Annotated in this window: 11 protein-coding genes and 1 other annotated feature; of the genes, 2 read left to right on the top strand and 9 right to left on the bottom strand. The window is 31.3% G+C overall.

Annotated elements, in window-relative coordinates:
- Nucleotides 1–22: 22 nt before the first annotated feature.
- The 8 genes from abc-f to yabG all read right to left on the bottom strand — a co-directional run bounded on the left by abc-f (nucleotide 23) and on the right by yabG (nucleotide 10,052).
- Nucleotides 23–1,660, bottom strand: a complete 1,638-nt coding sequence (abc-f, locus tag ACI48Q_RS13715) for a ribosomal protection-like ABC-F family protein (RefSeq protein ID WP_474919682.1) — start codon at nucleotides 1,658–1,660, stop codon at nucleotides 23–25.
- 600 nt (nucleotides 1,661–2,260) lie between these two features.
- Nucleotides 2,261–3,646, bottom strand: coding sequence for a peptidoglycan binding domain-containing protein (locus ACI48Q_RS13710; RefSeq protein WP_474919681.1), 1,386 nt, complete (start codon nucleotides 3,644–3,646; stop codon nucleotides 2,261–2,263).
- Nucleotides 3,647–3,799: 153 nt separating this feature from the next.
- Nucleotides 3,800–4,651 carry a cysteine ABC transporter substrate-binding protein gene (locus ACI48Q_RS13705; protein WP_474919680.1) on the bottom strand — a complete coding sequence of 284 codons (852 nt, stop codon included), beginning with the start codon at nucleotides 4,649–4,651 and terminating at the stop codon, nucleotides 3,800–3,802.
- A gap of 24 nt (nucleotides 4,652–4,675) precedes the next feature.
- A complete protein-coding gene (locus tag ACI48Q_RS13700; protein ID WP_474919679.1) occupies nucleotides 4,676–5,401 on the bottom strand; it encodes an amino acid ABC transporter ATP-binding protein in 726 nt (241 codons plus the stop codon).
- A 19-nt stretch (nucleotides 5,402–5,420) separates the two neighbouring features.
- A complete protein-coding gene (locus ACI48Q_RS13695) occupies nucleotides 5,421–6,098 on the bottom strand; it encodes an amino acid ABC transporter permease (protein WP_474919678.1) in 678 nt (225 codons plus the stop codon).
- Nucleotides 6,079–6,744, bottom strand: a complete 666-nt coding sequence (locus ACI48Q_RS13690; RefSeq protein ID WP_474919677.1) for an amino acid ABC transporter permease — start codon at nucleotides 6,742–6,744, stop codon at nucleotides 6,079–6,081. Before ACI48Q_RS13690 ends, ACI48Q_RS13695 begins: the two co-directional genes overlap by 20 nt.
- Nucleotides 6,745–6,858: 114 nt before the next feature.
- Nucleotides 6,859–7,103, bottom strand: a binding site (T-box leader).
- A gap of 200 nt (nucleotides 7,104–7,303) precedes the next feature.
- Nucleotides 7,304–8,677, bottom strand: coding sequence for an APC family permease (locus ACI48Q_RS13685; protein ID WP_474919676.1), 1,374 nt, complete (start codon nucleotides 8,675–8,677; stop codon nucleotides 7,304–7,306).
- A gap of 469 nt (nucleotides 8,678–9,146) precedes the next feature.
- The gene (gene yabG / locus ACI48Q_RS13680; RefSeq protein ID WP_474919675.1) at nucleotides 9,147–10,052 is read right to left on the bottom strand and encodes a sporulation peptidase YabG; all 906 of its coding nucleotides are present in this window, start codon (nucleotides 10,050–10,052) and stop codon (nucleotides 9,147–9,149) included.
- Nucleotides 10,053–10,427: 375 nt separating this feature from the next.
- Between yabG and adhE the strand changes: the two genes are divergently transcribed.
- Nucleotides 10,428–13,052, top strand: a complete 2,625-nt coding sequence (gene adhE, locus ACI48Q_RS13675; RefSeq protein WP_474919674.1) for a bifunctional acetaldehyde-CoA/alcohol dehydrogenase — start codon at nucleotides 10,428–10,430, stop codon at nucleotides 13,050–13,052.
- A gap of 124 nt (nucleotides 13,053–13,176) precedes the next feature.
- Here the strand turns inward: adhE and ACI48Q_RS13670 are convergent, their stop codons facing one another.
- A complete protein-coding gene (locus ACI48Q_RS13670; protein ID WP_474919673.1) occupies nucleotides 13,177–14,187 on the bottom strand; it encodes a CotS family spore coat protein in 1,011 nt (336 codons plus the stop codon).
- 90 nt (nucleotides 14,188–14,277) lie between these two features.
- Here ACI48Q_RS13670 and ACI48Q_RS13665 point away from each other — a divergent pair, with 90 nt between their 5' ends.
- Nucleotides 14,278–15,408 (top strand): glycosyltransferase family 4 protein, encoded by a 1,131-nt coding sequence (locus ACI48Q_RS13665; RefSeq protein ID WP_474919672.1) that lies wholly within the window; start codon nucleotides 14,278–14,280, stop codon nucleotides 15,406–15,408.
- Nucleotides 15,409–15,528 lie beyond the last annotated feature (120 nt).

The raw sequence follows: 15,528 nt of genomic DNA, 5'->3' as shown, positions 1-15,528 counted from the left end.
TACGTATCTACGGATACTACTTTTAATTCTCATCTCTAGTTCGCAATTTTATAAGTTCATTATACTCACTATCTAACTCTTCATATCTTTCTGTACCAGGTCTGCTTTCGCTAAGGGCGCCTATAACATAGGCTATTCTATTATCTAATATCATTTTCCATTCTGCTTGTTTTTTGCTGATTTTAGTTTTACTCTGTATTTTCTTTTCACTTATATTCTCCAAATATTCTTTAATTCCATATTCATAACGGATTATCTTATTATTGTTAAATACGAGGAGTTTATCACATATTTTCTCTAACATATAACGGTCATGGGTTACTAAAATAATTGTGCCATTATACTTTTCAAGGGTGTATTCTAGCTGCTCCCTAACATGAAGATCTATATGATTAGTTGGCTCATCTAAAACAAGCACATCACAACCCTCTTTAATCATAAGAAGTAGTTTAAGTTTCATTCTTTCACCAAGACTAAGACATCCCACCTTTTTAGATAAACTCTGAGTAGGAAACCCCATTAAACTTAACTCTGTACGAATTTCTCCAAGATCCTGTCTATTCTGAATACTAAAAAGCTCTAAGATAGTTAAATTTTCATCTAAACCTATAACCTCTTGGCTAATATAGCCAATTCGCCTTGATGGGCTTACATATAATTCTCCACCTATATCTATTTCACCTAATAAAGCTTTTATAAGAGTTGATTTCCCGCAGCCATTGACACCATATAAGCCAACTTTTTCTCCTTTTTTAATATAAAAGGAGGTTTTTTCAAATAATATTCGTTTATCATAACTTTTCCTAATGTCTTTTGCTTCTACTATCAATGAACCGCCTTTACTAGCTTCTTCAATCTTAAATAAAACCTTTATTTCTTCTTCTGGTTTTTCAATTCCACCTACCTCTATTTTCTCTAATCTTTTAATTCGGGATTTAATTTGTTGATCCATCTTTTTAGCTTTTGCTCTATTAAATTGCTTACCACCCTTTTTATTGCCACTTAACCTAGCCTTAACTGCCGCTTCTCTATGAGCCTTACTAGACCATCCCTTTAGCTCTTCGATTTGACCTTTAATTTGCACCTTCACTTTCTCCTGCTCCACATATAAATGAAGGGTATCCTCATAATCTTTCTTCTTCTTCTCCCTATACCAAGAATAGTTACCTTTATAATTTGTAACTTTACAATTCTCTATTTCCGCAATACGTGTAACACACTGGTCTAGAAAATATCTATCGTGGGAGATAATAACTACTGCTCCTTTAAAAGCTTTGACTTTTTTTATAAGCCAATTAACCCCTTGATAATCTAAGTGATTAGTGGGCTCATCCAATATCAACATATCACATCTGCTATATAATACCTCAGTTAAAAGCGCTTTTGTCTTTTCTCCACCACTTAAGGTACTTTTCATATCTGTGTAATCTGTCGCTTGCTGCATATATCCTACTTGAATTCCACCTTTATACCCGATCACTTCCCCAGATGTAGCTTCTGACTTTCCTGCTAATATATTAGCTAATGTGGTTTTACCTGCACCATTGTTCCCTACAATACCTATTTTCTCACCTAATGTTATATCCATATTTATATTTTTTAAAATAGTAGTGTCTCCATACTCTTTAGTAATGTTTTTACATTGTAATAAAACTGTCATAAAATCACCTCATCCTATTCTGAGGTAATAATCTTGTTTGTTTGCAATTAGTTCTACTCATACTAAATTATTTAGTTTCTATCCTCTGATTTAATGGTCTTATGTTCTGTGAATTCCGAATTTAATTGTACTATTTTTTTGACATCATAATAAAAAAAATGACTGCAAATGAACATACGCTCACCTACAGTTCTAATTTGTCTACACTTCACTTTATTCTAATACTGGCTTATAACATACTTAATTATAGTATGATTTATAAGCCTCAAAGTAAATTTCTAATATTACCTTGAATTAGCTATATAAAATTTAAATCAAGAAGAACCTGTATATGAGTATTATTAGCTTTAGCTGTTTCTTTGCACAACAAATAAGATATCCCTCTTAAATTGTTTAACAAAATTACATTCAATGATTAAGCTAATAATATCCTCATTTCGTTCTCCTTTCCTTTTGTCCGTTTTTTGATTCTATCTATATGATATACAATTTTTCATACTTTAGTCAATGTAACTACATAAATATATCTTTTGACATATGATATAAAATAACAAGTCAACCACTCTGAGTATATCTTAAATATGCCTTACTATCCAACCATTAAAAATAACAAATAACTGGAATTCCAGACTCAATATTATAAAATATTGCCTCTGCTACATTATAAGGTGCATTTATGCAACCATGAGAACCATTGGTTTTATATATGTTTCCTCCAAAGCTTCCTCTCCAGGTTGCATCATGAAGACCAATATCACCATTAAAAGGCATCCAAAAGCTAACTGGTGTAACATAATCATCACCTCTTAAAATTGCATTCTTTTGTTTATAAGCTAACTTATAAGTGCCTGCTGGCGTTGAATGATTACTTCTTACGTTTCCAGTAACTACATCTCCTTCTGCAATAAGAACCCCATCTTTATAAAACCATAAATATTGTTTTGTAAGATTAATCTCCACATAAGTATTTCCAATGTCATTACCATCTCGATTTAACGCCCTTTGAGTATATATTGGTTCTTTTGTTATAGCTTGACCTTGCTTTATAGCTGTAATTAGATCCTGCACTTCTTTAGATCTATTAATGAGCCAGCCATAATCACCATCGCTAACTTTTACTGTGGTGCCTAATGATGTAACAAAATCTCTTGTGTCACTTAATGTATCATAATTATTAGCCATTACATCTACATAATTTCTGACTTTTTCTTTATCAAATATAACTTCTAAGTTTTCATTAACCTTAAGCCAAGTATTTATTGTAGAACCATCTAAAACTTGTTTATCTTTACCAAAGGTATAGGTAATTATTGAAGATGCATATTTGTTAAGTGTATTATTAACTTGAATAATTTCTTTTGACTCTGAAGTATATTGCGGTTTCTCATAACAATTAATTGCCTCTAGATCTATGGTGGTTTCCTTATTAAGAATTGCATTTATCACATGGTTATATAAAATATCTTTATTGATTTTATTTCCTTTAACTCTCTCTACAATTACATATCCACCATTCGTATATTCAAAGCTAGGATTTTCAGGTTCAATTATATTACTACTATGGAAATAAGATAGATTATCAATATTTTCTTTTAATAACTTTTCATCATAAGAAGCCATTTCGGACAGCTTATAATCTCTTTCATTAAAAAGTCCATAAATCCATAAAAATGGATTCTGACTATGTTTTAAGTCTTGGATTTTATCCTGTGAATTATATTTCAAACCAATATCAACTGCTCTAATTTTCTCTTTTCCACCATCTCTCGCTTTTAACTTTAGTGTATACGTGCCAAAATCATCTTCCATATACTCATTTACTTCCTCTACAGTTTTGCCTGAAACATCAATGCCATTAATTATAGATCCTGGATAAAAATGATTTGTAAAATATATAAATATCCCCAAATATATCATAAGTAAACATCCAAAAGAAATTATAATACCTATAATAATTTTGCTGCGTTTATTTTTGGGTTCTTCCATAATAATTAATCCCCCCATATTATTAAATAAAACTGAACTTTTATAAAGTTATCTCCATAAACTTTTTTGTTCAGCTATTCTATAATATGAGGGATGATTCATCTTTGATACCAAATTTTTATTTTACTTCAATTGCCGGCTCTTGTTAAAATATTATTCTTCAATAATTATATCTTCTGCCTTTACTGAATCTCCATAAGCTGGTAATAATGTCTTATTATAAGCTTCTCTTATTGACCCATCTTTTCCCATGGCTGCTATTTCATCGTTAATCCAATTTACCAATTCTGTATTGCCTTTTTTTACAGCGGGGGCTATTGTGTCTTGATTTCCAAGCGATGATATACTTACTGAGTATCCTTCATTTGCCCTTGCCCAAGCAAATAATAATGTATTGTCATGTGCTAAAGCTGCACCTCTATTGTCTTTTAATGCTTCAAACGCCTCTGTATTATGTTCATATTTTAATAGTTTTATATCTGGATGATTCTTTGTAAAATAAGCCTCTGCTGTTGTTCCCTTATTTACTATTAGTGTTTTACCTTTTAGTTCATCCACTGATGTTATGGGTGATCCATCCGGTGATACTATCCCTAATGCAATCTTCATATAAGGATTTGCAAAGTCTACTTTTTCTTTTCTCTCATCAGTTACTGTAAAGTTGGCTAATATAATATCAACCTTATTTGATTGTAGATATTCTACTCTATTTGCTGCTTCAACAAGTACAAATTCAACCTTAGATTCATCACCAAGTAAATCCTTAGCCAATCTCTTTGCTATTTCAACATCATAACCTTGACTTACACCATTTTCATCTACATATCCAAATGGTGGTTTATCACTAAATACTCCAATCTTTATTATTCCATTTTTTTTAATCTGTTCAATTGATCCTGTTCCGTTATTTGCTGTGTCTCCTTTGGAGTTACCATTAATATTGCAACCTACTAATACCCCTGATACTAATACTAAGCTCATTAATATTGATAATAATTTTTTCATTTTCTTCCTCCTCATTCTCTAATTTTAGTATTTAAATATATTAAGAAAATTTTTTGCCCTTTCAGTTTTAGGATTGGTAAAAAAGTCTTCTGGATTACCTTCTTCACAGATTTCACCCTTATCCATAAATATAATTCTATCTGCTACTGCCCTTGCAAAATCCATTTCATGGGTGACGATAACCATAGTCATACCTGATTTGGCAAGACTAAGTATCACATCTAAAACTTCTCTAACCATTTCTGGATCTAACGCTGCAGTTACTTCATCAAATAACATAATTTCTGGATTCATGCATAATGCTCTCACTATGGCAATTCTCTGTTTTTGTCCTCCTGATAACTGCCTTGGAAATGCATCTTTTTTTTCTAATAGTCCTACCTTTGTTAGTAGTTCCTCTGCTTGCTTCAGCACTTCAGTTTTCTCTCTTTTTTGAACTTTAGTTGGTGCAAGTAGTATATTATCTATTACACTCATATGTGGAAATAGTTCATAACTTTGAAAGACCATTCCTATGTGTTGTCTTACTTCCTCCCACTTTGCATCCTTTTCTACTTGTCCATATTTATCAAATCTAATTGTTCCTTTACTTATTTTTTCTAACCCATTTATACATCTTAATAATGTACTCTTTCCGCAACCAGAAGGTCCCAATATAACTAGAACTTCACCTTTATCAATTTCTAGGTTTATATTTTTAAGTACTTCTATATCATCATATTCCTTAACCAAATTACTAATTTTTAACATAATCATTTCCACCTCTTTGCTAGTAGCTCCATTTTTTCTCTAAACCCTTTGCAGCTAGTGATAATGGATAACAAATCATAAAATATAAAATAAATATGAACCCATAAATCCAAAATGAGGCCATAGGATCCTTCAACACTGATCTCTCAATTATTTGCTGACCTACTTTTACCACTTCAACTACTCCAACTAATATTACTAAGGGTGTGGTTTTTATAATCCTTGTACTTAAGTTTATAGCTCCTGGAATCATTCTTCTCACTGCTTGAGGAATCAATATATACATATACATTTGAAACTTTGTTAACCCAAGTGTTATACTGGCTTCTTCTTGATGCTTTGGTATAGATATCAAAGCTCCTCTAACTATATCTCCCATTTCAGCTACACCCCAAAGGGTAAATACAAGTATTGAAACGAATTCTCCATTCAAATTAATATTAAAAGCTGAGCTTACTCCAAAATAAACTATAAATAACCATACAAGTATTGGTATTATTCTAACTGCTTCTAGATATAAAGAGGTTATTGCTTTAATTATTTTGTTTTTAGAATTCATTATAATCCCCATAATAATTCCAATAAACACTGAAAGTATTACTGCTATAATTGATATTTTAGCAGTAACTAATAATCCATCAAAAAGTCTGCTTATATTATTACTATTCAGAACATCACTAAACCCCAAACTGAGCATATCTCATCCTCCTTTCTAGATATCTAAAGAATATTGACATAGGTAAAAGTATAATTAAATATGCTATTACTACCATAATTAATGCCTCTGTTGTTTTATAATACATACCTATTAAATCCTTGGCTAAAAACATTAAATCAGCTACTGCAATAGCTCCAACCACTGATGTTTCTTTCAATAGAAATATGCAATTAGCTCCAATTGACTGTATTGATATTGAAAATGCTTGAGGTAAAACTATATATCTTATAGTTTTTATCTTACTAAGACCTAAACTTTTAGCAGCTTCTAGCTGTGAATCTGGCACTGCTTCAAAGCCTGCTCTAAAGGCCTCCTCCATATAGCTTCCGCCTAAAAAAGCTAATCCTATGACTCCACACGTATATCCACTTATTGTGATTCCTAATTTAGTCAAGCCGTAATATATGAAAAATAATTGTATTAATAATGGTGTGTTTCTTGATAACTCAACATAACAGTACACAATTTGTTTTAACACATTAACTTTATAATATAGGATTATGCTGCAAATAAGTCCTATTACCAAAGATAATAGAATTCCCCAAATGGCTAAATTTAAAGTCACCAACATAGCCTCACCATATAGTGGTATATTTTCAAAAATAAATCCTAAATCTATATTCATTGGTTTATTTTCCTTTCCCTTTCTCTTGTTTAATAAATTTTATATATTAATTTTTAGCTAAAAATTTTAATAACTCTATATTTAAATATAAAAAAAAGCCCGTCTCTTATATTACTAAGAGACGAAGCTATTACTCCGCGGTTCCACTCTAAATTGGATATAAATATCCCACTCACATCTTAAGGTACATCTTGATACCTGATCGCTATAAACGGCGAACCGTTAAGATCCTACTTTGTAACATTTCGGCTCTTCTACTCCAAAGGGCACTTCATTATACCAGCAACGGAAGTTCTCACCTACTCTTCCTCTCTGTACTTACCTACAATATAATTACTTTCCTTTTTCACTGTATTGTTATTTTGTTATTCTGTTAATTTCTAATATATTAACAGAATAACATCTTTTTATGATTTGTCAATATAATATTTTTTCTGACAAATTTTTTTCATTACAGCAATTTATCTTTAATGACTCCTAAGGATTACAAAATTACAGTATTCACGCCTTCTCTGTATGTTTACTGTACTTTTCTATTTATAATTGTTATTAAAGATTATTATATACCTTCTATATTATTTTCATTGTTAGCAACTTTAACTTTTGAATCTTTAAGGTAAAGTCCTACAGCCATTATAATAAAGAATACTATAAGATAAATAACCACAGCAAATTTATGGGAATAGCAAGCAGCTACAATCATAAATATTGACCCAATTATAGAAATCGAAAGCATTACTTTTTTGAACCCACTAAGGTTCTTCATAGCTCTCATAGTCCAAATGAATATTGGAATATATAGTGCATACATAGTTACTGTTGGGAGCTCTGATATATCAAGGAAGGTTGTCCACCAACCTGCAAAATTTCCATACCAAATAGTTAACCACATTGAGGTTAAAAGTAATCCAATCACAGATGAATTTGTTGGCATATTTGTTACCCTATCAACTTGTTTAAACATCTCAGGTTTAGGTCCCATATCTCTCACAGCTAGTGCATAAATTCCTCGGGTACAACCAAGTATTAGACCATTTAAGGTACCAAGACAAGAAATCACAATGAATATAAATAATGTGCTCCCCCCCAAATTACCTAATAATTTACTAAAGGCTAACTTAACTGCACCTTCACCGCCACCCATGAATTCAGATGTTGGCATGGCACCTGCAAGACCTATAAAATATAGAACATAAACAATAACTATAGTAATCGTGCCAATTAAAAGAGCTAAAGGTAGATTTCTCTTTGCATTTTTAAGCTCTGCATTTATACTTGTGGCTATAATCCACCCTTCGTATGCAAATGCAGCTGCAACCACCGATGTAAATATTGGATTGTCAGTTACCTCTACTGTTACTGCAGTAAAATTCTCTATAGTTTGTCCCGAAGTAAGGCCCATTATAACTCCAACTATGACTACAAGACATAGTGGAATTAGTTTTATAACCGTTGTAGATACTTGAAGTTTTCCTGCTAAGACCGGAGATAAGACATTAATTGCATAAATTATAATCATATATAAAGCAGCAATAACATATACTTCAGTACCAGTTACAGGATCTTTAAAGTTAAGCAAAACACAAGTGTATCTTGCAGATAACCAAGCTAGTACAGCTGTCATGGTTGGATAATAAATTATAGCCATGAACCATCCAACAATATATCCATATGTTTTTCCAAAAGCAGCTTCGGCATAGTCTACTATACCATTTGATTTCTCATACTTAGCTGCAAGTAATGAGAAGGAATAAGCACAGGATACCATTATTAATCCCCCGATTATCCAGGCTAGTATACCGATAATGAGATTTCCCCCAGTAGAAATAAGAATTTTTTCAGCCTTAAAAAATACACCACTACCGATAACTATTCCCACTACCATTGCAATAGCAGTAGGAAGCCCATATCTCTTTTGTAAATTATTTTCCATAATTAAATTACTCCTTTTGTCATTGCGTTAAGGTCCTCATTAATGATAAATTATTAATGAACATAAGAAAACACCATAAATTTTAAATTTATGGTGATTATATTATAGTTCCTATAAGTTGTCAACACTTTAAAGTGTTAAAGTTTCAAAAGGTTATGAATCTCTAATATATGCTCATATCTTTACCCACTATCATAATATTGATGCTTTATTGCAAACATGAGTTATTGAATAGAACCTATTTGTATAATATATAAGCTTAATTGCAACTTATATATAATATGATTAGACCACAAAAGTATTTCTATACTAGAATTATGAAATTTCTCTGTAATGACTTGCATAAGAAGTAAAGAAACTATTAGAATTTCTTAATCTAATTTACTGTTTCAAACTCCTATACAAGTCATGAAGAAGAAATTTCATAATTCACATGCATTTTAGCTTTTGTGGAATAATCATAATATTATTATCTAATATACTGAGACTTAGGACATCCTTCTCTATACTTTCCTCTTGTCTGTAATCCTCCTACCCCTTTTATACCTGTAATTGTGTTTTCAATAGCATCTTCAATACCCACCATATTCGATACACTAGTATAGGCTATTCTCTCACATAGCAATACTGGATCTAGGCAATGAATTAAAACTCTATTGGGGGAGCTTGCAAAATTAGCGCCAGCATCCAATATAGCCTCATAATTTGACTGACACGCTCCTGCAAATATTACCAAGTCATCATAATTAGAATTATATTTTCTAAGTATAGATACACTTTCTACAAAGTATTTTGAATTTCTATAGCTCTCTAAGCTTATATAATCCCTAACATCTTTGCCCATCCCATCATGACCAGTTATAACTACTATATCTGGATTGATTTCTTTAACTAAATCAAGTATCACCTTAGGCTGTTCATGTTCAGCTACTACCTTTCCAACTGCTTCAATTAAAAGCTGTTTATATGTTTTTAAACATATTTCTAAATATTGAGGGTCTCCGTCTATATGAAGAATTTTCCCTGGTCTTCCAAAAAACATTTCCTTTTGCGCTACAGTGGGAATATTTTTTTCTTTTCTATTTACAGTTATATCTGATATTCTTGCATGTTCTCCTCTAAATTTATTTCCTGATCTCGACAAAAGAACTTTTTTTATGCATGTATTAACTTTTTTATTAAATACCTTATCCTTTTCTCCTACACCCTCTCCACCTACAATTTCTAGATCATCCTCATCACAATCAGCTTCAATTCTTATGTTTAATCCTTTTAAAATATATTTTTTAGTACCTTCTTCTTCAATAATATCTATGATTTTAAAAATAATGTCCTTTTCATGGGATCTTCTTACAACTCTATCCCCTATTCTCACAATATCCTCTCCTAAAATAGCTACTACTACATACTATGTCGATTTCATTAAATTGTTAAATCATATAATCATTAAATCAATTTTTCGGAGTAGCTTAAGTTAGGTTATAGATTCTATTACAATGCATAAATATCTAGCTTAACTTATACAAAGTAAGGATAATAATATTTATTTCTTAAGTTTTTTCTTCTAATAATTTCCATAGATAACTCAGAGTAAAGATAATAGTATATAGTTCTTACTAACTTTCAAATAAAATATTTTCAATAGTTGAAATATTTTCACTATTATCTATTGCTTTTTTATCTTTCCCTAAATATAATATAGATGTGATGTAGTTAAATTATTAACAATTAATTAAGGGGGCATATTTAAATGAAAACAAAAACTATCACAGTAGATAATACTATTGTTACAGAGCCATTATCATCAACCAAGGAAGACACTATGTTAAATAGAGATGAAATTGACATACTTGTTGCTAATGCTAGAGAAGCTTTTGATAATTTTAAGCCATTAACCCAATTAACTATAGACAATATTGTTAAAAAAATAACTATAGCAGCCTTAGCAAAGCATCGTGAACTAGCTAAAATGGCTGTTGAAGAAACTCAAATGGGAGTATACGAAGATAAAATTACCAAAAATATTTTTGCTTCCGAATATGTATATAACAGTATAAAACATTTAAAAACTGTAGGAATAATAAATGACAATGATGAAGAGGATTATTTAGAGGTAGCTGAACCTATTGGCGTAATAGCAGGCATAACCCCTACCACAAATCCAACATCTACCGCAATTTTTAAAACCATAATTGCCATGAAAACTAAAAATCCAATAATATTTAGCTTTCATCCAAGAGCTCAAAAATGCAGTATAGAGACTGCAAAAATTTTAAGAGATGCCGCTATAGAAGCTGGGGCTCCAAAATATTGTATTCAATGGATTGAGAATCCTTCTATAGATTCTTCTCAAAAACTCATGTTCCATAGTGGTGTAGATTTAATTTTAGCTACTGGTGGAGCTGGAATGGTAAAATCCGCTTACTCTACTGGGAAACCTGCATTGGGAGTTGGTGCTGGTAACGTTCCTTGTTACATTGAAAAAACTGCTAATTTGAAAAGAGCAATTAATGATTTAGTATTATCAAAATCCTTTGATAATGGAACTATATGCGCTTCAGAACAAGCAGTTATAATAGATAGTGAAATCAGTGACGAAGCTATTAACCTATTAAAAAATCATAGATGCTACTTCCTAAATCCAGAGGAAACTATCAAGCTACAAGCTATGGCTATAGATGAAAAACGCCAAGCTATGAATCCTGAAATAGTGGGCCAAAGTGCTGAAAAAATTGCTACTATGGCAGGAATTAATGTGCCCAAGGGTACTAGAATACTAATATGTGAACTTGAAGGAATTGGCGCAGATTATCCACTATCTAGAGAAAAACTCAGTCCTATACTTTCATTGTTCATTGCGGATAGCACTGAATCTGGAATTAAGCGTTGTGAAGAAATGGTTGCATTTGGTGGGCTTGGACATTCAGCTGTACTTCATACCACCGACAATAAGGTCATTGAAGAATTTTCTAAGAGGATTAAAGTTGGAAGAATTATAGTAAATTCTCCATCTTCCCAAGGTGCTATTGGAGATATATATAATGTAAATATTCCGTCTTTAACATTAGGTTGTGGAACTATGGGCAGAAATTCTACTACTCAAAACGTTAGTGCGCAAAATCTTATAAACATTAAAAGAGTAGCCAAGAGGAGAGTTAATATGCAATGGTTTAGAGTACCAGAAAGAATCTATTTTGAGCCAGGTAGCCTTCAATATTTAGAAAAACTTCAAGGTAAAAAAGCCTTTATTGTTACGGATAAATTTATGGACAAACTAGGTTATGTATCTAAGGTTATGCACCATTTAAAGAAAGCTAATTTTGATATTAATGTATTTTTAGATGTGGAGCCTGATCCATCCACTGAAACCATAATGAAAGGAACAGCTCAGATGGTTAGCTTTGAACCTGATGTTGTAATCGCCTTGGGTGGCGGTTCTGCTATGGATGCTGCTAAAGGAATGTGGCTTTTCTATGAAAACCCTGATGTAGAGTTTGACGGTCTAAAATTAAGATTTATGGATATTAGAAAAAGAGCTTTTAAATTTCCTAAACTTGGTAAAAAGGCTAAATTAGTAGCTATACCAACCACTTCTGGAACTGGTTCTGAGGTAACTGCCTTTGCTGTTATTACTGACAAAACTAATAATATAAAATATCCACTGGCTGATTATGAGCTAACTCCAGATATAGCTATTATAGATCCAGAACTAGTTATGACTGTTCCTCCATCTGTTACTGCAGATACTGGAATGGATGTACTAACTCATGCTATAGAGGCTTATGTATCAGTTATGGCTTCTGATTATACCGATGGACTAGCATTAAAAGCAATTGAATTAGTATTTAAATACTTGCCTTTAGCCTATAAAGATGGATCTAATGCACTAGCAAGAGAAAAAATGCATAATGCTTCTTGTATTGCTGGTATGGCATTTACAAATGCTTTCTTAGGCGTAAATCATAGTATCGCTCATAAGCTAGGATCAGAGTTTCACATTCCACATGGAAGAGCTAATGCCATAATGCTCCCTCATGTTATTAAATATAACGGCTCTAATCCAAGTAAACTTGTAGCTTTCCCAAAATATGACTACTATAAAGCTCCTGAAAAATTCTGTGAAATAGCTAAACACTTAGGTTTAACCTATTCCACTCCTGAAGAAGCAATAGATAAATTAGTTGAAGCAATAAGAAATCTCATGACTGAAATTAACGTGCCACTATCACTGAAAGAATGTGGAGTAAAAGAAGAACATTTAAACTCCATTATATATACTCTAGCTGACGAGGCCTTTGAGGATCAATGTACTACAGCCAATCCAAGACTACCCTTAGTAGAAGAAATAGTTGACTTAATTAAATTAGCTTATTAATATGTAAAAAAATGTAATGACTCCTGGGGCGATTCCACATAATGGAATTATCCCAGAGGTCATTACATTTTTTTACAAAAACATAGGTTATGAATATAGATTCATAACCTATGCTTTACTGAATTTATGTTGCCTGTAAATTATATAGCTCTTTAAACTTAGCCATAAAGCTTTCGAAGCTTTCTCTCTCCCCAATTAGCTCCTCCATTTTATTGTTAAAGGTCGTTTGTATCCAGTTAACTTCATTATAATAATACCTATTACATATCCTCCAATATCGTTGAGGAAACATTAAAAATCCATAGAGCACCATATATTCATCTTCTCTTAATGGATCTATATCATTATAGCTATCTATAATCAATTTTGCTATGTCAATATCCCATTGTCTACGCTTTAAAACTTTTATCATAAAATTAGATAAATCATAAATCCTAACTTCACGCTTACAATAGTCAAAGTCTATAACATTAACCTGCCCCTGTTCACTGATTATTATATTATGATAAGTAAAATCATGATGACAAAAACTTTTTTCTTCCTCAGCTATTATACATAAATCATAGTAATTTGATCTATTAAGAGTTTCTAATGCCTTTTTTCCAAGTTCTTTATAATAATCCATGGATTTTAAATAAATAATGTCAAATTCACTTTTATGATTTTTCTTCTTCCTCACCATTTCCTTCATTTTATCAAAGGATTTAATTCTCTTTTCCATTAAATGAGGCCATCTTCCTAAGTCTGATTTCAATTTACTATTCTCTGATGGTTCAAATCCCTTTGAAGCAATGTGTAAATTTGCAAGACATTGACTTGCCTTAACTAAATCTTCATCATTATAAAAATCACACTCTCTACCATCAATCCATTCAGATAAAGTATAGATATCTTCATTAACTAAGGCATAAGGTTTACCTTCCGTATTAAGATAATATCTATCAATATTGCAGAACCCTTTCTCATAAAGGTGCTCTTTAGCTCCATAAACAAAAAATAGTTTCTGAGTTCCATAACTTATTTTTTTCAAACATCTAGTTCCAGAGTTAGTTTTTAATTGATATACTCCCTTATTTGGTTTAATGCTCTCGATTTTAATATTAAACTGACGTTCAATCTCAAACTCTCTCATCATAGTTACCACCCCCTCTATAATTTATATGTATTTATATGTACTTTTAGAATATACATTAGTATATAATAAATTTTTAAAGGAGCAATTGAGATGCATGTGGGAATAGATATAAGAGCTGCTAAATGGTATAGAGGTACTGGTATTGGTACATATACTCATGAATTAATCAAAGGTTTAAATGCCATAGATACCAATAATAATTACACTCTTTTTACATCAGACGAGAACTTAGATATCCACTTTAATCCCAACTTTATCATGGAGGGCATTAAAGATAATGACTCCTTAAATTTTTGGGATAATGTTAAGACTCCCACCACACTAAATAATAAATTTTTTAATATATATCATGTTCCACAAAATGGTGTTGGATTGCCTAAAGAAAGCCATATTCCCCTTGTAATAACACTTCATGACACCATACCACTTCATTTACCAGAAACCGTAGGAGAAAGATATTTAGATATATTTAATAAAGAAATGAAATCTATTGTGGATAGATGTGCTGGTATTATTACTGTATCTAATTTTTCAAAAGAAGATATTTCAAGGGATTTTAATTTTCCTAAAGAAAAAATATACGTAACATATCTTGCCAGTGAAAAAATTTATAAACCTATAGATAAAAACATATGCAGATGTCTTCTTAAAAAATATTATTCTTTAACTGATAATTACATTTTATATGTTGGAGGTTTCAGTCCAAGAAAAAACATTAGTGGTTTAATAGAATGTTTTAGTACCATAAAACATAAACTTCCTAAAGATATGAAAGTAGTAATAGCAGGAACTAAAGGGTTATCTTATCCTATATATAAATCTCTCGCCGAAGATCTTAATATAGCTGATAAAATAATTTTTCCTGGCTTTATTCCTATGGAACACATGCCATACCTTTATAATGGTGCCTCACTTCTAGTATATCCCTCCTTTTATGAAGGGTTTGGCCTTCCTCCGATAGAAGCAATGGCATGCGGTACCCCTGTTATAGCTTCAAATGCTACATCTATACCAGAAATATTAGAAGATAGTGCCATTTTATTTTCTCCTCATGACTTAACCTCACTTGGAGAAAATATTCTACAATGTATACTGGATAAAAATTTGAGACAATCTTTGATTAAGAAAGGCTTCAAAAAGGCTAACTCACTTAGTTGGAATAAAACTGCTACAGAAACACTGAAAGCCTATGAAAAAATAATAAATCAAAGTTGTAAATAGCTAAAATAAGATCTCTGAAGAAAAATAACTAGTCAAACATGCGAAGTATAATTTTGTGTAAAACAAGAACACAGGTTTCATTGATACTTTGGTTATCAATGAAACCTGTAGACGCAGCAT

The sequence above is a fragment of the Clostridium sp. LXY-7 genome (assembly GCF_056172015.1).
This window is presented reverse-complemented; position numbering and strand designations above follow the sequence as displayed.